Annotated in this window: 18 protein-coding genes and 2 tRNA genes; 15 read left to right on the top strand and 5 right to left on the bottom strand. The window is 60.9% G+C overall.

Annotation, left to right across the window (positions count from 1 at the left end; genetic code table 11):
• Positions 1-181 precede the first annotated feature (181 nt).
• The 3 genes from ACWA13_RS11095 to ACWA13_RS11085 form a co-directional block, all read right to left on the bottom strand.
• Positions 182-778 carry a recombinase family protein gene (locus ACWA13_RS11095; RefSeq protein ID WP_463934070.1) on the bottom strand — a complete coding sequence of 199 codons (597 nt, stop codon included), beginning with the start codon at positions 776-778 and terminating at the stop codon, positions 182-184.
• Positions 779-961: 183 nt separating this feature from the next.
• Complete coding sequence (locus ACWA13_RS11090; RefSeq protein ID WP_463934068.1) at positions 962-1,696, bottom strand: response regulator; 735 nt, start codon at positions 1,694-1,696, stop codon at positions 962-964.
• The gene (locus ACWA13_RS11085) at positions 1,696-2,877 is read right to left on the bottom strand and encodes a sensor histidine kinase (protein ID WP_463934066.1); all 1,182 of its coding nucleotides are present in this window, start codon (positions 2,875-2,877) and stop codon (positions 1,696-1,698) included. The genes ACWA13_RS11090 and ACWA13_RS11085 overlap by 1 nt, the downstream gene beginning before the upstream one ends.
• Before the next feature lie 129 nt (positions 2,878-3,006).
• Between ACWA13_RS11085 and ACWA13_RS11080 the strand changes: the two genes are divergently transcribed.
• Entirely contained in the window at positions 3,007-4,059 is a 1,053-nt protein-coding gene (locus ACWA13_RS11080; RefSeq protein ID WP_463934064.1) for a 3-isopropylmalate dehydrogenase, read from the top strand.
• A 98-nt stretch (positions 4,060-4,157) separates the two neighbouring features.
• Complete coding sequence (locus tag ACWA13_RS11075) at positions 4,158-5,270, top strand: branched-chain amino acid aminotransferase (RefSeq protein WP_463934062.1); 1,113 nt, start codon at positions 4,158-4,160, stop codon at positions 5,268-5,270.
• Between the two features lie 60 nt (positions 5,271-5,330).
• On the opposite strand, the gene ACWA13_RS11070 is transcribed toward ACWA13_RS11075, so the two are convergent.
• Complete coding sequence (locus ACWA13_RS11070; RefSeq protein ID WP_463934060.1) at positions 5,331-5,978, bottom strand: TetR/AcrR family transcriptional regulator; 648 nt, start codon at positions 5,976-5,978, stop codon at positions 5,331-5,333.
• Positions 5,979-6,010: 32 nt separating this feature from the next.
• Between ACWA13_RS11070 and ACWA13_RS11065 the strand changes: the two genes are divergently transcribed.
• Positions 6,011-7,042, top strand: coding sequence for a DMT family transporter (locus ACWA13_RS11065; RefSeq protein ID WP_463934058.1), 1,032 nt, complete (start codon positions 6,011-6,013; stop codon positions 7,040-7,042).
• A 62-nt stretch (positions 7,043-7,104) separates the two neighbouring features.
• Here the strand turns inward: ACWA13_RS11065 and ACWA13_RS11060 are convergent, their stop codons facing one another.
• The gene (locus ACWA13_RS11060; protein ID WP_463934056.1) at positions 7,105-7,758 is read right to left on the bottom strand and encodes a hypothetical protein; all 654 of its coding nucleotides are present in this window, start codon (positions 7,756-7,758) and stop codon (positions 7,105-7,107) included.
• A 71-nt stretch (positions 7,759-7,829) separates the two neighbouring features.
• On the opposite strand from ACWA13_RS11060, the gene ACWA13_RS11055 reads away from it, so the two are divergent.
• The 12 genes from ACWA13_RS11055 to ACWA13_RS11000 all read left to right on the top strand — a co-directional run bounded on the left by ACWA13_RS11055 (position 7,830) and on the right by ACWA13_RS11000 (position 20,733).
• Entirely contained in the window at positions 7,830-8,621 is a 792-nt protein-coding gene (locus ACWA13_RS11055; protein WP_463934054.1) for an MBL fold metallo-hydrolase, read from the top strand.
• A gap of 225 nt (positions 8,622-8,846) precedes the next feature.
• The gene (locus ACWA13_RS11050; RefSeq protein ID WP_463934053.1) at positions 8,847-10,115 is read left to right on the top strand and encodes a polysaccharide deacetylase family protein; all 1,269 of its coding nucleotides are present in this window, start codon (positions 8,847-8,849) and stop codon (positions 10,113-10,115) included.
• Complete coding sequence (locus ACWA13_RS11045) at positions 10,115-10,345, top strand: hypothetical protein (protein WP_463934052.1); 231 nt, start codon at positions 10,115-10,117, stop codon at positions 10,343-10,345. The genes ACWA13_RS11050 and ACWA13_RS11045 overlap by 1 nt, the downstream gene beginning before the upstream one ends.
• Positions 10,346-10,375: 30 nt before the next feature.
• Positions 10,376-11,152: a fumarylacetoacetate hydrolase family protein gene (locus tag ACWA13_RS11040; protein WP_463934050.1), complete on the top strand. Its 777-nt coding sequence runs from the start codon at positions 10,376-10,378 to the stop codon at positions 11,150-11,152.
• Between the two features lie 93 nt (positions 11,153-11,245).
• Complete coding sequence (locus ACWA13_RS11035) at positions 11,246-11,401, top strand: hypothetical protein (protein ID WP_463934048.1); 156 nt, start codon at positions 11,246-11,248, stop codon at positions 11,399-11,401.
• Positions 11,402-11,434: 33 nt separating this feature from the next.
• Positions 11,435-12,949, top strand: a complete 1,515-nt coding sequence (gltX, locus tag ACWA13_RS11030; protein WP_463934046.1) for a glutamate--tRNA ligase — start codon at positions 11,435-11,437, stop codon at positions 12,947-12,949.
• A gap of 9 nt (positions 12,950-12,958) precedes the next feature.
• On the top strand, positions 12,959-13,690 hold the full coding sequence (locus tag ACWA13_RS11025) for an HAD family hydrolase (RefSeq protein WP_463934044.1): 732 nt from the start codon (positions 12,959-12,961) through the stop codon (positions 13,688-13,690).
• A 104-nt stretch (positions 13,691-13,794) separates the two neighbouring features.
• Positions 13,795-13,866, top strand: a tRNA-Gln gene (locus ACWA13_RS11020).
• A gap of 147 nt (positions 13,867-14,013) precedes the next feature.
• A tRNA-Glu gene (locus ACWA13_RS11015) sits at positions 14,014-14,089 on the top strand.
• A gap of 658 nt (positions 14,090-14,747) precedes the next feature.
• Positions 14,748-17,708: a polysaccharide pyruvyl transferase family protein gene (locus ACWA13_RS11010; protein ID WP_463934042.1), complete on the top strand. Its 2,961-nt coding sequence runs from the start codon at positions 14,748-14,750 to the stop codon at positions 17,706-17,708.
• Positions 17,665-18,705 carry a polysaccharide pyruvyl transferase family protein gene (locus tag ACWA13_RS11005; protein WP_463934040.1) on the top strand — a complete coding sequence of 347 codons (1,041 nt, stop codon included), beginning with the start codon at positions 17,665-17,667 and terminating at the stop codon, positions 18,703-18,705. The genes ACWA13_RS11010 and ACWA13_RS11005 overlap by 44 nt, the downstream gene beginning before the upstream one ends.
• A gap of 231 nt (positions 18,706-18,936) precedes the next feature.
• Positions 18,937-20,733 carry a hypothetical protein gene (locus tag ACWA13_RS11000; RefSeq protein ID WP_463934039.1) on the top strand — a complete coding sequence of 599 codons (1,797 nt, stop codon included), beginning with the start codon at positions 18,937-18,939 and terminating at the stop codon, positions 20,731-20,733.
• The last annotated feature ends 13 nt before the right edge of the window (positions 20,734-20,746 follow it).

The raw sequence follows: 20,746 nt of genomic DNA, 5'->3' as shown, positions 1-20,746 counted from the left end.
CTCAACCCAAAGAAGCCTCGCAACGGTCTGTTTCTGCAGGTAGACAGAGAGACTCGTGCCGAGTCGGCGTCGAAAGGCCATTAAAGGGCTCGGCGGGATCGACCAGAGGCATTTCCCCGCGACGTGGCCACCGAGACTTATCTGAAGGGATTTGTAATGCCGCAATTGTCCTTGCTGGCCATTACGCTAACCTTCCTCTCACGGATGCGTGGGCTTGTTGGTGCCGGTAGAGCGTGGCGCGGCTCCATCCGACGAGGCGGGCGGCGTCTTCTGCGGTACGTCCCCGCAGTCGAGCATCGGTGGCGATCGCGAGTTTGTCTGCGATTACTGCCGGGTCCGAGAGCGGCCGCCCGAACCTGGTGCCGGTTAGCCGTGCTGCGGCGATGCCGGCATTGACTCGTTCAACGATCAGCTCGCGCTCGTACTCTGCCAAGGTGGCCAGCATGTTGAGCATGAGCCGACCCGTGGAGGTCGCCGGGTCAATACCGTCCGATATGGACCGGACGTGAACCCCGCGTTCACGGAGAAGATTAACCGTATTGAGGACATCGACCAAGGACCGCCCTAGGCGGTCAACGCGCCACACCACCACCGTGTCACCGGACTCGGCGTACTCAAGGAGCTTCTTCATTCCGGGCCGCTCGATTGCGGTTCTACCCCCAGAGGTCACGTCGGCGAACACGTCCCGCTTTTGCACTCCCACTTTCACCAGGGCATCTAGCTGCAGCTGCGCGTCCTGGCTCGCTGTACTGACTCGCGTGTACCCAAGTTGCCTCATCGCCCCAGTTTGCCTCAAAAACTCGTTGCGTCGGTGAACGTAAGACAAAACACGGCGAGACATCTTTTCGAGGCAGTTCGTTTCCCGGCTTTCCGCTCATCGAAGTGTCATAAAAAATCAGACGACCAGCGTCTCAAGAAGCTGTTGGCTATCAAGACAAGCAGGTCTGTCCGCCCAGAGGCATCAGGAGCCGGGCGTGACAACCCCGGTCTCGTAGGCGATCACCACCGCCTGCACCCGGTCCCGCGCGCCCAGTTTGGCCAGGATGTGCCCCACATGGGTTTTGACCGTTGCCTCTGAGACAAACAGCCTGGCCGCAATCTCGGGGTTGGACTGGCCCAGTGCGATGAGTTCGAAGACTTCCCGCTCGCGGGCGGTCAGGCGTGCGACGGCGGCATGGTGTTCCGGGCTCTGCGAACCCTGGGTGCGGAGCAGGGGAGCAACGTGGTCCAGCAGCCGCCGGGTTGTTGACGGCGCAATTACGGCATCGCCGCGGTGGACCGTCCGGATGGCCTCCAAAAGTTCCTCCGGGGGCGCGTCTTTGAGCAGGAAGCCGCTGGCGCCGGCCTGGATGGCGGCCAAAGCGTACTCATCCAGATCGAACGTGGTCAGGACCACCACCTTGAGTTCACTTCGGCGGGACCCTGCCGGAGCCGCGGTTGCCTGCTCCATCAACTGCCGCGTGGCCTCGATGCCGTCCATGCCCGGCATGCGTACGTCCATGAGCACGACGTCAACGGCCGTAGCTGCCAGGGACTGGACCGCTTCGATCCCGTTTCCGGCTTCCACGACCACGGAGAGGTCTGGCTGGGAGTTGATCAGCATGCCCAGCCCGGACCGCACCAATTGCTGGTCGTCCACGAGGGCCACCCTGATTTTTCCGTTTTCTGGACCGTTGGCTGCTTCTGGGGCCATCATCACGCTTCCGTGTAGGGGATAAAAGCGGAAACCCGGAAGCCGCCGCCAGGGGCCGGTCCGGCCGCCAGTGTCCCATCGTAGAGGGCCACGCGTTCGGCCATGCCGCGCAGGCCGTTACCGGTTGCTTCCGGAGCGTCGGCAGACGCTCCGCGACCGTCGTCGTGGATGTCCAGCTGCAGCCCCCTGGCCGTCCACACCATGGTTGCGTCAGCCTGCGCGCCGGGGCCGGCATGTCTGAGGACGTTGGTCAGGCCTTCCTGGAAGAAACGGTAGGCAGTGAGTTCCGCTCCGGCAGGAAGGGGCCGGCGCGCCTGGCCTTGCTGGCTGAAGCGCAGCGGCAGGCCTGCGGCGCGCAGTCCCAGGAACAACTCGTCGAGGTCGCCCAGCCCGGGCAGTGGCCTGGTTGTGGCCGGGTCGTCGTTGCGAAGCACTCCCAGCAGGCGCCGCATTTCCGCCAGGGATGTCCTGCCGGTGGCGGCAATCGTCGCAAGTGCGTTGGTGGCAGCGGCAGGCTCGACGGCGGCAGCGTACCGTGCGCCGTCGGCCTGGGTGATGATGACGGACAGGGAGTGGGCGACGATGTCATGCATTTCCCGGGCAATGTGGGAGCGTTCGTCGGCCGCCGCAAGCGCGCGCTCCTGCCGGTGTTCGATTTCCAGTCGCCTGGCGCGGTCCTCGAGAGCCTGCAGTTGGAGGCGGCGGACCCGGGTGAGGTCGCCAAGGGTCCAGCTGAACAGCACCAGCATCCAGATCAGGACTGTGTACAACGAGCCAATCGTCAGCCCCAGAACTCCCGTCTCTGCAGTGTTGGAAAAGGTGCGGGTGGTCAGGAGGACGCCACCGACGAGACCGAGCACGAGAACCGTCCGGCTGGCCCAGGCGGGGCCGTACGCCGACACGGCGTAGATAATCATCGGCACGGCGATCTGGCCTGCAACCGCCTCAATGCCCAGAGCCCATTGGATGAGGCAGACCACGGTCATGACAGCTGCGGCAGCAACAGGATTGGTGCGCCGCCATGCGAGCGGAACCACGAGGCTGCAGGAGACCAGGAAAAGTTCTGGGCGGTCAGCCAGCAGGTAAACAGGGCCCAGGAACAGCAGCAGGACGATCATCACTGCGGTATCTACCTTGAACGGGTTGTCCCTGAGCCACTGATACATGCTGTGCCGTCTGTCCACGCAGGAAACTCTAGTTCCCGGCCGGCAGGCGCACATCATGCCACGGGTGGAGCCAGGGTTGAACACACCCCCCGACCATATTCTGAGACGAATTGCCCAGCATGTGGATGCCATTACTAATCTAGGAGTATGAGCGCATCCACGATTAATCTTGCCGTCATTCCCGGCGACGGCATTGGCCCGGAGGTCATCGCCGAGGCACTGAAGGTGTTGGACAAGGCTGCGGCCGCAGAAGGCATCACTGTCGAGCCCACGCATTACAAACTGGGCGCAGAGCACTGGCTGGATAGCGGCGAGACACTGCCCGAGGAGGTCCTTGCGGACCTGCGCACCCGGGATGCAATCCTCTTTGGCGCCGTAGGTGCGGCCCCGGGCGACACGCGGATCCCGTCCGGGATCATCGAGCGTGAGATGCTCCTGAAGCTGCGGTTCAGCCTGGACCACTACGTGAACCTGCGCCCTTCCCGCCTGTACGGTTCGGTGGGCAGCCCGCTGGCAAACCCCGGAACCATTGATTTCATTGTTGTCCGCGAGGGCACGGAGGGCCCCTATGTCGGCAACGGCGGCAGCCTCCGAACCGGTACGCCGCACGAGGTGGCCACCGAGGTTTCGCTCAACACGGCCTACGGCGTGGAACGTGTGGTGCGTGACGCTTTCCGTCGCGCGGCAGCACGGGAGCGCAAGCACGTGACACTGGTCCACAAGCACAACGTCCTGGTCTACGCCGGCCACCTGTGGAAGCGGACCGTGGAGGCCGTCTCTGTCGAGTTCCCGGAAGTCACCCACGACTACCTGCACGTGGATGCAGCCACCATCTTCATGGTCACCGACCCGTCCCGCTTTGACGTCATTGTCACTGACAACCTTTTTGGTGACATCCTGACGGACCTCGCCGCGGCTGTCACGGGCGGCATTGGCCTGGCGGCATCCGGCAATGTCAATATGGACCGCACCGCGCCGTCCATGTTTGAACCCGTGCACGGCTCAGCCCCGGATATTGCCGGCAAGCAGAAGGCCGATCCCACCGCTGCCATCCTTTCAGCAGCTATGCTCCTCGATCACCTCGGCTACACCAGCGCCGCCCGGAGGATTGAGGCCGCAGTGGCAGCCGACGTCGAAAACCGCGACGGCGGAAGCCGTACCACCAGTGCCATTGGCGACGCCATCGCGGCGGCGCTGTAGCGCATCCCAGCAGGCGTAAGCTTGTGTCGAATCACCAAATGCTGCCGGCGGATTTCAGCGTCGATACCCGGTAAACGGCAGCCGATTGTGGAGGAACCATGACTCAGACTGCGCACGGCGTCGAATTCAACCGGCAGCTTTCGGCCACCCCGAAATCTGCTGAAGAACGTGTAGCCATCCTGGCAAACCCGGGGTTTGGCAACCATTTCACCGACCACACGGCGATCGTCGATTACAGCGTCGACGCGAACGGTGTTGGCGGTTGGCACCACCCGCGGTTGGAAGCTTATGGTCCAATTGCCCTGGACCCTTCCGCGGCAGTATTCCATTACGGCCAGGAAATTTTTGAAGGACTGAAGGCCTACCGCCACGCAGACGGTTCCATCTGGACTTTCCGTCCGGAAGCAAACGCGGCACGGCTGAACAGCTCGGCTCGCAGGATCGCCTTGCCGGAACTTCCGGCCGAGTACTTCCTGGGCGCCCTGCGCGAACTCGTCACCGCTGACAAGGACTGGGTTCCAACAGGTGACGGCGAAGCCCTGTATCTGCGGCCGTTCATGATTGCCACTGAAGCGTTCCTGGGCGTGCGCGCTGCCAGGGAAGTTTCGTTCCGGGTGATTGCGTCGCCTGCCGGCAACTACTTTGGCGGGGAACTGAAGCCGGTGTCCATCTGGATATCCCGCGACTATGCACGCGCCGGGCGTGGCGGTACCGGTGCCGCGAAATGCGGCGGCAACTACGCCGCGTCCCTGATCGCGCAGCAGGAGGCCGAAGCGCACGGCTGCAAGCAGGTGCTTTTCCTGGATTATTTCAATGACGACGCCGTGGAGGAACTGGGCGGCATGAACGTGTTCTTCGTGATGAAGGACGGTTCCCTTGCCACTCCTGCTTTGACGGGGACCATCCTCGAAGGCATCACCCGATCTTCGGTCATCCAGGTGGCCAAGGACATGGGACGTGACGTGACGGAACGCAAGATCACCCTCGACGAATGGCGTGAAGGCGTAGCATCCGGGGACATCGCTGAAGTTTTCGCGTGCGGTACTGCCGCCGTCATCACCCCGATCGGGCTCCTTAAAGACGCCACCGAACATATCGGTTCCGAAGATGCCACCGCGGGGGAGACAACCATGGCCATCCGCGAACAGCTGCTGGGGATCCAGACAGGTGCCCTGGAGGATGTGCACGGCTGGCTGACCCGGCTCGCCTGACCCGGCCTCAAGCCCGCACGCAAGGAAGAGGACGCATAGCTGCTGCCTGCCGCAGCAACGTTAATTCCCTCTTCCTCCGTGCGGGTTTGCCCGTGGCTGCGCGCGGCGGACGCGCGGCGTGCTGCTCCTGAGCAACCGCCCGGCGGCGTCCCGGGCTACGGCGAACGGACGCTCGAACGTCCCCATTCCCAGAGTCGCGAGCCCGCCATCGTGCAGCAACATCAATGTGTCGGCCATCGCCTCGGGGCCGGCCACTCCGGCTTCACGGCACAGCTCGGCAAACAACTCACGCATCCACTTCTTCTGCCGGACTGCTTCCCCTGCAATCGGATGCGATACCGACTCGAATTCGGCCCGGGCGTTGATCGCACCGCAGCCCTTGGGGTTGTTCTCGCGTGCCCAGGCCTCTGTCAGATCGAACACGGCCAACACGCGGTCAATGCTGCCTTTCTCCACGTCTTGCAGCCCGTCCATAAGATATGCCCGCCACAGTTCATCACGACCCTGCAGGTAGGCCAAGGCCAAGGCCTCCTTCGAGCCGAACCGGTCGTACAGCGTCTTCTTGGTTGTTCCAGCGGCAGCGGCAATCGCGTCTACTCCCACCGCATGAATTCCCTCGCGATAGAAGAGCCCGCTTGCCGCGGCTAATACCTTCGCAGCGCCGGCCGTCAGCGCAGGCAGGGCCTCCGGTTCGTAATCTTTTCGCATCCCTCTAGTATACCGTCCTGTATAGTCGAAACATGAGTAAACAGATCGGTATACCGAAGTCACTCGTCTTAGCCGTCGCGACAACTGCTTTCATCGTGAGCTGGAGTTCCGGGTTCCTCATCGCAAAAGTTGGAACGGCCAATGCAAACCCTCTCACCCTCATCTTCTGGCGCTTTGTCGTCGTGGTGGGACTGTTGGCAGCGGCATCTTTCGTCGTCACCTTGCGCGGCCGGTTCGTCATGCCATCGTGGCGTGACATTCGACCGCACCTCGCCATCGGCTTTTTCGCCCAGTTCGGCTACGTCGTGCCGATCTACCTCGCTATCGCGGCAGGTGTCTCTTCGGGCACCACGGCACTCATCGATGCCATCCAGCCCCTCGTGGCGGCAACCCTCGTCGGCCCGCTCCTCGGCCTCCGCGTCCGTGCCCTGCAATGGGTTGGCCTGGCCCTGGGGGCGGTCGGGGTGTTCTTCATCGTGTGGGCGGATGCCTCGGCCGTAACATCCTCGCCCACCGCGGCATACCTGCTTCCGTTGCTCTCGCTCGCCAGCCTCGTCACTGCGACCTTCCTCGAGCGCCGAACGCCGTCAAACCTGGCGGTTTTCCCGACTCTCGCAGTTCACGCCGTCGTCACCCTCGCGGCTGTAGCCATCCTTGCCGCCTGCACCAACACCTTGATTCCGCCCAGCTCCGCTACCTTCTGGCTCTCCACCGTCACCATCGCCCTCATTCCCACGCTCACCGCATACGCGCTCTACTGGTACCTCCTCCGCCGCCTGGGGATAACCGGCCTCAACGCGCTCCTGTTCCTCGTGGCCCCCGTCACCGCGCTCCTTGGCGCCCTTCTTTTCGGCGAACCCTTTACCGCTGCAACGGCTGCCGGTCTCGCCCTCGGCGCCGCGGCGATTACCCTCGTTCTCTTCGCTCCCCGGCGACGTACCTGCGCTGCGCCGGGCGGCCGAACTGAAAAACCGTCCGAGGTTCGAGTGCCGGTTAGGACACCGGGCGAGGAATCCCCGTGCATGCAAAGCGTCCCGCATTCTTCCTCCGAAGACAGCAGCTGAAGCCGGGGCTTAGATCGTGCGGGATGTCCTGGCTCCGGGGGACCCCGGGCAGATCCTCAACGTCAGCGGCGGGCTGCCTTCCGGGCGGCGTTCTTCAGGGCTTTGCGGGACACCGGCTTAAGGGCCTTCCGGGCAGCTTCGTCCGCGAGGGCGCGATTCCGGCGCGCATCGATGATGTCGTTCCAGAGCGCAGTGGCGAAGGTGCCGCCGTCTTGGGCATAGATCTGGTAGGGGTAGTTGGCAAAGGCTGGCGGCGGCGTTCCGGCGGGGAGACCGGTGCCGGCGATTCGGGCCACGGCATCGGCGATGGCCCAGGTTTCCGTCAGGTGTGCCGTGAGGTTGTCCTGCACAAAGACATGTGCATCGGCTGAGCCGGCGGCCCGTTCCAGCAGGGCGTCGAGGCGTTCTGCCAGCAGTGCCGAGGCCGCATCCTGGAGTGCAGTCCCTCCTGATCTGGCGGATTCCAGCGCCGCTTCCTGTTGCGCGACGGCGTCTGTCCAGTCGCTGGTCTGGCGGAACTTCTGCCAGGTGGGGAACCAGACGATGGCACCGGTGGCGTGGTTGTGGATGTGCTGGAGGCCACTGTTCTTCTCGGTGACGGAGTGGTCGTGCCCGGCGGCCTCGGCGTCCGCCAGGAGGCCGGACAAGGTAGTGGTGGGTGAATCGCTCATGACGGTGCCGGTGCTTCCTGTAGTGGTGATGGATCCAACTGCCACAACCTCCGCCCCGTACCGGCTTATTCCACCCCGCCGTACTCCATGGTGCCCTGCAGTGCGAAGATTGAGCCGTGACTGTTGCCAATGACGCCGTGATCCACCGCAGTTCAGCGCTGACGGAACACCTCCTCGCGCCCAACCCCGGCCCCATGAGCCTGGAAGGGACCAACTCCTACCTGGTCTCGGCAGCTGAATCCACAGGTGTGGTGGTGGTTGACCCCGGGCCCTTGGACGAGGGTCACCTGCAGGCGCTGGCTGACGCCGGCCAGGTGGAGCTGATCCTGATCACCCACCGCCATCACGACCACACTGAGGGCGCCGCCAGGCTGTCCCGACTTACCGGAGCACCGGTGCGGGCCGCCGATCCTGCCCACTGCCACGGCGGCGGCAGTCCCTTGGTGGACGGGGAAGCCATCAGGGCCGCCGGTGTCCGGATTCACGTCCTCAGCACACCCGGCCATACGTCCGATTCACTCTGTTTCCACCTTCCGGACGACGGCCCGGCAGGCTCCGTCCTCACCGGAGATACCATCCTCGGCCGCGGCACTACGGTGCTTGACTACCCGGACGGCACCCTGCGGGACTACCTTGCCAGCTTGGACACCTTGGAGACGCTGGGGGCGGCCACCGTGCTGCCCGCCCATGGACCGGTGCCTGCCTCTCCAGATATTGGCACCTTGGTGCGCGCCTACCGCGACCACCGGCTGCAGCGGCTGGAACAGGTCCGCCAGGCGCTAACCGGGCTCGGTCCGGAGGCGTCAGCGCGGGAGGTGGCCGCAGTGGTGTATCATGACGTCGACCCTTCCGTCCGCGGGGCAGCGGAACTGTCCGTAGCCGCCCAACTGGACTACCTCCGGAGCTGAGCTCCCGAGCGGGACGGTAGGGCAGTGAGGAAATCGCTGTCCTCAACGGCGGCCCCTTCGTCTACGGCGCGGAGCCCACCGTCGTCCGACACTAGCTCGAGGACCTGCGCCTGCTAGGGTGGTGCATTCCGTAGGCTCCGGCAAGCGAGTAAAACGTGGGGGAAAATGGCTTTAAGATCAAAGGTTCTGAGTCGCCGTAACTTCCTTTATGCTGGGGCTATCGCAGTGGGTGCCAATTCTTGGTCCCGCGGCATCGCAGAAGCCGCCGAATCATATCCATTTACACCAAACCGCGAGCTGGTAGATGCATTCGCGGCCCGACGTGGCGGCCCGATCGGAACCGACAACAAAGTAGCCGTCGCGTTCCGTTGCGACCATCACCTTAATAAATTTGAGTCGCAGCTTCTTCCGCTTCATCAGAAGTACGGTATACCGGTTACAATTGCTGCCCTGTCGCAGATGTTCCGCGTGGAAGTTGGGCCCAACGGCAGCAACAACTTGTCATTTCCCCGCCTACAAACGCTGGCTTTGGCGAACGGTTTAGAGATCGCCAACCACGGTGCCACTCACAAAGATGCGGACACACCCCAGCGGTTGCGCGAGGAAATTGTACATGCGCGCAATGCCCTGGCGTCAGCCCTGCCGAAACTGCCGCTGGACTTCTTTGTTCCCCCTGGTGTCGGGGGCACACAATACATGGGTTTCGCAGGCGGAAAAACTAAGTCTGCATTCCAGCAGTACCTTGCGGGGCGACTTATTACCCAACAGCATGCTGTATCTTCCGGAAATATCCCTGGCTACTGGCCTATGACGGGAAACCCTCTGGACAGCATGGGAAATGGCCACGTTACTATCGAAAACGCGGACGTTGCGCGTCGTGGACCTGATTTCGTTGCTGCGGCCCGAAAGCAAGGACGCGGCGTGTGCTTCATGTACCACCCGAATCTCGTAGACGACATGGATTTGCAGGCCATCGAAGGCTTTTTTGCTTGGTGCGCGCGTGAACGCGATGTCGGCCGACTGGAAGTGCTTTCTACTACAGGACTCATGATGGCCAGCTTTTCAACATCCGAGCGCCATGATCTTATGTCCGCCCCAGCGAGTTTCATTGCCGGATGGAATGGCTGGAACGGGCTGACCGCAAAATGGGTTCGACGGACAGAATCAGGAGTCTCGTACGCCCGGCGCGGATCAACGTCACTGCCGCTGTACAAGGACGTGTCCACCGGCATGCATGCAGGCTCTGTCCGGCAGCTTCGCGTTTCCATGCGTTCCACCACCGGAGTGCGCGTCAAGATCGAGGTACTGGACCCAGCTGCGCCTGAATCGTTAACTGCGGCAAAGACAATCACGCTCGCACCCGGGGCAGGATTCCTGCAGGCTCACCAATATTTGGTCCTGCCGCTTACTGGAAGTCCGCGGGTGCGAGTGCGCATCACCCCCATTTCTGGCGGGGAGCTACACGTACAGGAACCGAGGTTGCTGGCGGCCTAGTGGTGGGTAGTGCCTCGGCCACCCTAAAGCGCCGCAAGTCCCGCGTCCGGGACCACCGGCTGCAGCGCCTCGAGCAGGTCCGGAAGGCCCTGGTCGGACCTGGCGCGGATGCGTCAGCACCGGACGTCGCCGCCGTGGTGTACTCCGACGCCGACTCCGACGCCGACCCTTCCGTCCGCGGGGCAGCGGAACTCTCCGTAGCCGCCCAACTGGATTACCTCCGGAGCTGAACTCCCGGGCGGGACGGTAGGCTGAGGCGCATGCGTATTGCCCGGTTTGTAGTCGATTCTGATCCCCTCTACGGAATTGTTGAAGGACAGCCAGGCAGTGAGGAAATCACTGTCATCAACGGCGACCCTTTTTTCAACGGCGTAGAGCCCACCGGCGTCCGCCACAAGCTGGAGGACGTCCGTCTGCTGGCTCCGATCATCCCGCGCAGCAAGGTCATCGGTGTGGGCAGGAACTTCGTGGAGCATGCCAAGGAACTGGGCAATGAGGTGCCTGCCCAGCCGCTGCTGTTCCTCAAGCCGAACACCGCCGTCGTTGGTCCGAACGATCCCGTCGTGCTGCCGGACTTCTCCGAGGAGGTGTCCTTCGAAGCCGAACTTTGCGTGGTCATCGGCCGCATCTGCAAGGACGTCCCCGAAGACCGTGTGGATGACGTCGTCTTTGGTTACACCTGTGGCAACGACCTCACCGCCCGCGATGTCCAAAAGTCAGACCTGCAGTGGGCCCGCGCAAAGGGCTTCGATACGTCGGCACCGCTGGGCCCGTGGATCGAAACGGAACTGGACACCGAGGATCTGCAGATTCAGTCCCGGCTCAATGGAGAGTTGCGCCAGGATGGCAACACCAGCCAGATGATCCGCGGCGTCCGCGAACTGGTGTCCATCGTCTCGCACGCCTTTACCCTGCTGCCCGGCGATGTCATCATGACCGGCACTCCGGCGGGTGTGGGCGTAGTGGAGGCCGGCGACCGCATTGAGGTTGAAGTCGAAGGCATCGGCAGGCTGTCCAACCCCATCGTGCGCCGGTAGCAGGAGCCTCCGTTGCGACGGGTGTCTTCCGATCCCCGCATGTGGTCCGGTAGCCGCGCAGGCGCGGGCCGGCGTCGAAACGTCCGGGCGTTCGTGATTTTCGCACTCGGATCCTTCGGGACGTTCCTGATGGCCGCCCGCGCTGTCATGTGGTTTGACGGCCCGCTCTGGTTGGCCCTCACTTTCGCCGGCGTGGGCGTGGTGCTGGCGGTCTACTGCATCGTGCGGATGCTTAAGTCTGGCCGTTGAGCCGTTCCTTCAGGCGGTAAAGTTGGAGTCACTATGACTACTGCTCCCGTGCCTGCTCCTGCCTCGATTCCCGCTGTCACCGCTGATACCCCGGTACGCGTCCGGTTCTGCCCTTCGCCTACCGGAACGCCGCACGTTGGACTGATCCGCACCGCGCTGTTCAACTGGGCCTACGCCAAGCACACCAAGGGCACCTTTGTGTTCCGCATCGAGGACACCGACGCCGCCCGCGACTCGGAGGAGAGCTACCAGCAGCTGCTGGAAGCGCTGAAGTGGCTTGGCATCACGTGGGAAGAGGGCGTTGAGGTTGGCGGCCCGCACGAGCCGTACAGGCAGTCGCGGCGCCTGGACATCTACAAGGACGTGGTCGCAAGGCTGCTGGAGGCCGGCTACGCGTACGAGTGCTATTCATCGCCGGAAGAAGTGGAAGCCAGGCACCGGGCTGCCGGCCGCGATCCCAAGCTGGGCTACGACAACTTCGACCGCGAGCTCAGTGTCGAACAGCTTGCGGCATTCAAAGCCGAAGGCCGCAAGCCCGTCCTGCGGATGCGGATGCCGGACGAAGATGTCACCTTCACTGACGTAGTCCGCGGCGAAATCACTTTCAAGGCCGGAAGCATCCCGGACTACGTTATTGTCCGTGCCGATGGCTCACCCCTGTACACCCTGGTCAATCCGGTGGACGACGCCCTGATGGGCATCACCCACGTGCTCCGCGGCGAGGACCTGCTTTCATCCACACCGCGTCAGGTTGTCCTGATCCGTGCACTCATGGAGCTCGGGGTCGCCAGCTATATGCCGGTTTTCGGCCATCTTCCGTACGTGATGGGTGAGGGAAACAAGAAGCTCTCCAAGCGCGACCCGCAGTCCAACCTCTTCCTGCTCCGCGACCGTGGCTTTATTCCGGAAGGACTGCTGAACTATCTCTCGCTGCTCGGCTGGAGCCTGTCCGCGGACGAGGATATCTTCACGGTGGACCAGCTGATTGAAAACTTCGATGTCCAGGACGTGCTGGCCAATCCGGCCCGCTTCGACATCAAAAAGGCCGAAGCAATCAACGGCACGCACGTCCGCTTGCTGGCGCCGGAGGACTTCCTGGAACGCCTCGTACCGTACCTGCGTGCCGCGGACCTCGTGGGGGAGATCCTGACGGACCGGCAGGAAGAGATCCTGGCCGAGGCTGCGCCGCTGGTCCAGGAGCGCATCACGCTGCTGGGCGAGGCCCCGGAGATGCTGGCCTTCCTGTTCAAGGATGATGATGCGGTCGACGTCGCCGATGATGCCCGGAAGGGCCTCCCGGAAAACCTCACCGACGTCCTCGACGCCGCGCTGGCCGCCCTGGAGCCGATCACGGACTGGACGCCGGAGAACATCCAGCTGGCGCTGAAGGAAGCACTGGTGGAAGGGCTTGGCATCAAGCCACGGCTTGCCTTCGGTCCCGTCCGCACCGCCATTTCGGGCCGCCGGATTTCACCGCCGCTGTTCGAGTCCATGGTGATACTGGGCAAGGATTCCTCGCTCCGCCGGCTCCGTAACTTCGGAGGCTGATCCGTACCGATGGAAGTACGCGCAGCCCGGAGTGTCCTGCATAGCCGTTTTGGTGTGATCAGTGGTGTCCTCTTCGACATTGATGACACCCTGGTGGACCTTGAGTCCTCCATGAACCTCGCGCTGCGTGAAGCCAGTGAGCACCTCCTGCCGGGCCTGGAACACGCTGACTGGACCAGGTTCGGCAGGATCTTCACGCACGAGACCACCCACTTCTACGACCGCTACCTGGCCGGCGAGCTGACGTTCAACGATCAGCGCCTGCTGCGCGGCCGGGCAGCACTGGGGCACTTCGGCGTAGCGCTGGAAGATGGCGTTCCGGAGCAGCAGTGGCTGGCCACCTATGCGACCGCGCAGCAGGGCTATGTCCGGGCGTTTGACGACGTCGCTCCCGTGCTGGATGTGCTCGACGCCGCAGGGATACCGTACGGTGCCGTCAGTAACAATGTCCACGACTACCAGCGGGCAAAGCTGGACAGCGCAGGCCTGCAGCGCATCCGCCACCTCGTGGGCACCGATACCGTGGGCGCAGTCAAGCCGGACCCTGCGGTGTTCCTTGAGGGCGTCCGGCTGCTGGGCAGCCGGCCGGAACAGACGCTCTATGTGGGCGACAACAGGCTTGTTGATGCGGAAGGCTCGACGGCGGCAGGCCTGGTGGGCGTATGGCTGAACCGTACGGGGGAGCAGGTGCCCGGATACATGGGCATGCAGGTAGCCGGCCTCGACGAGCTGCTGGAGTAGGGCGGCCGATTTGTGCCAGGCTCAAGACTCGGGTAAAGTAATTTCTCGTGCTGAGGCGCTCAGAGCGCGGGTTTAGACCCGCGGACGGCGCCCGGAAATGCCATTGGGATATGGTGTAATTGGCAACACTACGGTTTCTGGTACCGTCATTCTAGGTTCGAGTCCTGGTATCCCAGCTCTGCATTTTTCGCCTGTTTCAGGTGGAAGATGCAGTCGTTTCAAGCGGTTCACCGATTTGGAACAACGGCCTGGATTGTGAAACAATCACTGAGCCTGATTGGCGGAAGCCAGTCAAAACGCAGTACCGGCAACAAACAGTGCAAGGCCCCATCGTATAGCGGCCTAGTACGCTGCCCTCTCACGGCGGTAACGCGGGTTCGAATCCCGCTGGGGTCACCATCGAAAAGGTCCCGGACATATGTCCGGGGCCTTTCGTGTGTGCGGTCCCAGCACTCTGTTTCAAGTTATAGGTCAAAACGGCTGTAAACCCCGGGCGCGTCTTGAGCGTCCTGCCCAGCCTCGGGTGCCAGACGCCTTCGTCGGTGCTTTGGCGCTGTAGAGCTCGGGGCCGGCCGATAGCGGGTCGCTTCATCGCCGCATTGCCAGCTCGCGTCCGGTCAGCCAGATGCCTTGCCCGGCAATTTTGGGCTCCGCGCCCGATGCTCACCGCACCCCTCGGCCCAACATGAAGCAGTGCACCGCCACTAACTATTCATTCCAGAGAGGTGCAAGCACCCCAACCGTTCATAATTCCAAACTCTTAGCTATGGTTGGTTGCCTGTACGCGGACGCTGCGAAAGATGCCATCGCCGCAACCCCATGTGTCCTATAACCCATGCTTGTTTGTTCCGACTCTTTTGTGGTTGGCTGCCTCGTACTTCGGGTGTGCCTTCTACGGGTTGAACCGGTAAGCTGGCAGTCGAACGCCGGGGCCTTGCTTGTGGGTTCAGGGCAGACTTCAACAAGACGATCGGCTCCCAAGACATGTGTGCACCATACCGCTTTTGGAAATACATCCCTGGGGCGGACTGTAAACACCAGTAAGGATCTCCACTAAATGTCGATTAACGAAGCGCCTACGGCCGTGGACCAGCAAATTCAAGAGCTGAAAGAGGAATTGAAGACACGCGTCTTCGACCAAGGATTCCACTGGAAAGTATTATTCCTGGGAAGGTCCATTAACGGCTCTACGGATATCGTTTCGTCAATGTCGAGAAGTCTTCGTAATCTTGGCCACCACGTCCTGGACATCGACACGGCCAAGCATCGCATCACTAACAATCCTTCACGTGCAACCGGGGGACATGGGCCTATATATGTGGACTTCGACAAGATTGAATCAATTGTCCGGAGTTTTCAACCGCAGATCATTATCTGCTGCGCCGGTGGCCTCACGTTTACGGAAGAGCACGCAGCCAAGCTGAAGGACCTCGGCATCGTCTTAGTCGGTATTACTCTCAGTGATCCTGATGTCTTTCCTTCAGTGGCTGATCACGCCCACGTGTTCGATTTCCATACCACCAATGCTGCCCTCGCCCTTGAGATGTACAAAGAACAAGGCGTCGACAACACGATTTACTTCCCTTTTGGCATCGACCGCGGTTTTGTGACGCAAGAGGTGTCGGAGGCACCCGAGTTCTCCGCTGATGTCATCTGTTTAGGCCATGCGAACAACCGGCCGGACCGCAACACCGCCATGACTCATCTTGCCAAGACCTTGGACGTTAAAGTTTACGGCCGCGGCTGGGAGTTGCCAGAAAGTGAAGTCGTCAGCGGCGACAGGGCGCTGCAAGCACTCAAGATGGGCAAAGTCCACGTCAACTTTCCGCTGACCCGGGCTGGCTACATCAACATCAAATGCGGGGTCTTCGAGTCCATTGGCGTGGGCGCGATCGTAGCAACGGGCCGCTTCGAGGAGATGGCCCATTTCTTTGACTACGGCGAAGAAATTCTTGGGTACGACGATGAGGCCGACCTTGAGCGTAATATTCGTGAACTTCTGGCTGATCCGTCGCGCGCCGGGCGAATGAGGGTGGCTGGATTCAAGAGACTCATTAGTTCGCACCTTTACGAGCACCGTTGGATGAGTCTTTTTGAAGAGATTCGTACGGCCAGCCCGGATAAGGCTACTTGGCTCTCAGATGAGCGGGCGGCGGAGATTCGGGTAACGCTGCGGAAAAGCCTCCCAAGGGCGAGGAAGGTGATTCTATCCGGCTTCTATGGAGCTAACAACCTCGGTGATGAAATGATACTGCGCTCCATCAGCCAGCACCTGCATGAGGCCGATCCGTCTGTTCAAGTCTACGTAGGATCGGAACGCCCAATTCGCGTCGAGCAGGATCATGGCCTGCAGTCTTTTCAGCGATCAGACCACCACGAAGCGTCAGAGGTCCTCAGGACGGCATCGGCCGTTGTGGTAGGAGGTGGCGGGCTCTGGCACGATTACACCATCCAGAAGGCGGGGGGTATCGCAAGTCTCTTCGTAGGGGCTCCCATGTCAATCGCAGGTTTTGGCATTCTGCCGCTCATGGGCAATCTGCTTGACATACCTTTCTTCACTGTTGGCATTGGTGCCGGACCGCTTGTCAACGACGATGCGAGACGGCAAGTACGGTACGTCGCTTCCACTGCGCGTCATTTGAACGTCCGGGATCACGATTCGCGAAGGATTCTGGAAGGCTTGGGAATTGAACCTGACGCCATCTCCGTCAGCCCTGACACGGTGTACGCCGTCGATATCTCGGGTACTGCAGTAACGGCCCCGAAAGCGCTGGAAGAACTTCGCGCACTCGGGTACCGTCTCATAGGTCTTAACCTGCGGCATTGGAGGAAAGCCGAACAGGGTGCTTGGCTCGAGCGACTTCGGGGAGCAATGGAGGACATTGCGGCATCCGAGAAGATAGCTATCGTTGGCCTGCCGATGCAGTTGGGTGGCGTGCACGACGAAGATATCCTTGACAAGTTCGGGGCATCTCTTCCGCAGCAGATACCGTTCGTGCCTCTTGGCGGAGATTTCGGGCTCGATGACTACCTTTCGGCCTTGCGGATGGTCGACGGAGTCATCGCCATGCGTCTCCACGCAGCTCTCCTGGCGCACCGCGCAGGACGGCCGACCGTAGGACTTGCATATGATCCGAAAGTGGCGCGACATTTCGATGAGGTCGGGGCTGCAGAGTTGTGTTTGGAAATAACAGACCCCGCCGCAGATTTTTTCAGCGTCATCAGGCACATGCTTGCCTTGGAAGGCGTGCCCCTTCGGGCCACCCAAGAGAAGGTTTCGGAATTGGAACAGCATGCGGCCGAATCCCTCAAAGCTATCTGCACGGAGATTGCTGCCAGCCCTGACAACGCCAATGTCTATCGGATACCAAGTGAGAAACCCGCGTACCTGAGTAAACCTGTTTCCAGCAAGAAAGTCCCTCCTACTGTAACTGCCACGTTCGAACCAATGGTTAGCAGGGCCAATAAGTTCCGCAATGTCCCGGAACGGCGGCTCAATGTGCTTTTCGACTCCCCGCGTGCAATTCACGTGTCCTTGCCGACGGCAAAGCCGTGGAGGGGACAGACGGTTGAACAGCACGGCCACATTCGCATCAAAGCAGAGGGTTCGGTGGAAATCGCTTTGCAGATTGAAAACCGATACCAGAACCAGAAGGCACTGGGAAATATTGCCTACTTCATCCGGATCGGAAACTCTGTTCTACGGGAGGATCTTTGTGGCAGTAAGGACACAATTCACATTCGCTATCTAACGGCTGGGGAGAGCCGTGTTCCCTTTTCTGTAGCCGTCGTCGTGCTGAATAACTGTCGGGAGGCTGAAGGCTGGCGTCGCTTCTCCAAGGTGTCCGTGAGGATTTCCCATGTCTACGCCGTCAGCGAGCAGAAGGAAGCTTTGATGTTCGCTTCCGGTCGGTCCATATTCACGCTGGACGAAGCTGCCCGGTCCGAGGGTGGAGACCACTTGATGGCTGAAAGTGCTTCGCCTGCCGAAGCAGCTCTCGGGTCGGCAGTTGTGTAGCTCTGCATTCGGTCGGATAGGGCTAATAGGGTATTTCGGCTGGGGAAACTTCGGTGACGAGGTTTTCCTGAGCCAATGGCGCGACCTGCTTGGCAGAGGTCGTACATTCCGCGTCAACGATATCCTGCACAAGCCGTACACGAGCCGTCCCGCCGCGTCCGTGGCCGCGGACGCGGACGCGTTCGTGATCGGCGGTGGCGACTTGATCCGCACCGAGTCTATCTCGAGTCTTTACTGGAACAGAGCATGGACCGAAAAGCCGCTTGTCATCTCCGGAGTCGGTGTTGCGCAAGAGAGTGGGCACCGCAGCGACGTTATCCCACGTCTCAAGAGTTTCATGGCGGATGCACATATACTTTCGTTCAGTGCACGGGACCCCGCCAGCCAGCGCTGGATCCAGGAGAACCTTGACCCCTCCGTGGAGGTTAGATTGGTCCCGGATCTCGCCTACGCAACCCTTCATCGCACGCTGCCACGGCAGCCGCGGGATCTGAGGACGGTCGGCGTAGTACTGAATAAGTCGGTCACGCCCCACGACGTGAAAGTGCTCACTGCGCTCTTGGATGCCGAAGAAGTGGGTACGCTGCGGCTAAGATTGCTGGTTCTGGCGACAGGAATCCAGCGCGAGAAAGAGATTGCGCAACTTAAAACTCATGGCTTGGAAAGTCGGGCGGAAGCTTTCAGCACCGTCGCAGAGATGGTGCACGCCCTCGGCCAGATTGACTTTCTCTATTCTGCGAAATTCCATGGTCTGGTTGCCGCATCAGCCCAAGGAATCCCGTCGCGGTCATTGAGGCAGACATCCAAAGCCGAGAGTCTTTCGTTGCGTCTAGGTATGCCTCACATGACGGAGACAATTATTCCGGGGTCGCTGCCAGCGGTGGTCGATGTTTACACGGAGTCTGAGGCGTTGACCCGTCACGGAAGTAGCCTCAGCGGGCTTGCCAGGGCTGAGTTGTCGGACGTCAGGGAAGCACTGCAGACCGTCTCAAGATAAACGAACTAACGCCACAGCTTGGCCAAGACTTCGACGGACCGGACTGACTATCCAAGCGTGATGACACGCCAGTGCTCCCTCTCGCTCGTTCTCCTGGTCGCTTTTGCCGTCTGCGTGCCGTCTTGTTGGTCAGACCTGTATTTTTCTAACGCTAGAATAATTGACAATTGCCATTGTGGGACCCGCCGGGCGTCGATTTCTGCGGGCGGAGCGCACTACGGAGTCATCTTCATGTCCAATTACCTACTGATCATTGCGGCCTCGTCCAGGGCAAATGCAGTCAAGACATGGATGCAACGCCTCGGTGCCACGCAGAAAAATTTTTCCGCGGATGTCGTTGACATTACTTTGAATGACCGCCAGCGTCTGCTCTACGTAGCACGCAACGGTCGGTCGGATGTTGATGCTGAGGGTCAGATATTCAGAGGTTATGCTCTTGACTTCGATCGGCAACATCTCGTCTTTGGCCTTCAGGGCGTCATCGAGGCCGGCACGCACCTTGGTGCCCTGTACGCCAGAGAGCCAGTTGAAGGCTGCTATTTCTCCGCGGAATGGAATGGGGACCGGGCCCTGATCTCCAATGACCTCTTCGGCATGTGTTCGCTGTTTAGCTTCGCTGACGCTGACTGTGTAGCCTTCTCCGACTCTGTCTTCCTACTGTCCCGCGTCCGTAAAGCACTGAATCTCCCCCTCACGGTTAACGTTGCGGCGGCGAACGCCCGGGCGTGGGGGAACGCTATGGCCGGACAAATGCTCAGTCCCCACAGTGTTGTTGAGGAAATCACGTTTCTGCCTCCAGGGGTTACTGCCGAGGTTTTGCTCGGGGAGGTGCTGCGAGTTGACAGGCGAGTGAGGCCGCTCCCCGAATTGTTTTCCGGTACTGACTCCGAGCCCTATGGCGAGGTGCTGAAAGACTCGGCCCGGCGTTTCGTTTCCCTGATCGATGCCTTGGCGGGTACAGGTTTGGAAGCCCTTAAGCTGTCGGTGAGTGGTGGCCTGGACTCCAGGGTATGTATTGCCGCCGCACTTTTGTCACCGACCGCACGCCAAGCTTCCGTCCTCAGTTGCATTAATAAATCACAACAGCACGCTAACGATTACCAAGTGGTTTCAGAGATGTCCGAACGCTTTGATTTCACCCTCGGGAGTCGATTTGGAGATGTGCCTCAAAAGCCCCGAACGCGTTCTATTAAGGACAATCTTGGTTTCTGGTTCCTCGCATCAAGCGGCGCCTACGACTTTATGGTGGCACCGGCCTACTACTCGGTCGTATCGGATGGCTTTACTCTGGGGGGTCACGGTGCCGAAACAATCAAGGGCAACTACGGTTGGCGCTCAGTGGGCACCATAGCAGACAAAATTGCGGACCCTATGGTGGCGAAGGCCTTCCGCGAGCAGGCGGAGTACGGAATTTCTACCTTAGGCGTCGATCCCAATTCGGCGATCGGCTCCGAATGGCACTACTTGGCCTATCGCAACGCGATTCATTCCGGGAGAATATCGAGTGTTTCAATGCTTGGATTCCGACCCTTCCAGATGAGGCGATTGGTCGCTTTGGCACATTCCCGACTAAGTCCCTTTCCGAGCCCGGCAAAGGGAACTCCAAGCATTGTGAACGACCTCGTGATCGCCCTGCACCCCGAAGTCGCCGGGCACCGTTACGACGACCCTCACAAAAACATGGATCACGATTTCATCCAAGAACGGCTCAAAGCGATGGGCGGTCCTCTATCTGCGACGGACATTACGCCATTTACCGTGCTGGGGGACCAGACTAAGGTTTCCAGCGGCTTCTCTGGCATCTTCAAGTGCATGGCTGAGGTAGACGGTCTGTGGACCAGTGCGGCTCGAGGACGCATCGCAGATCTAGCCACCGCTGGCTATTCAAGGGCCACTGATTTGGGACTGGGGGCAGTTTACGGCCCAGTTCACGCCGAGGCGATGACGAAGCTGGGGGATGAATCGATTCCATTGAATTTCACCCGAGGAGCTGCCGGAAAACTCCTTGCCTTTCACTTGCTAGGCTGAACGATGGCAGTTG

It is taken from the genome of Pseudarthrobacter sp. TRD_SC_9, from assembly GCF_055361265.1.
This window is presented reverse-complemented; position numbering and strand designations above follow the sequence as displayed.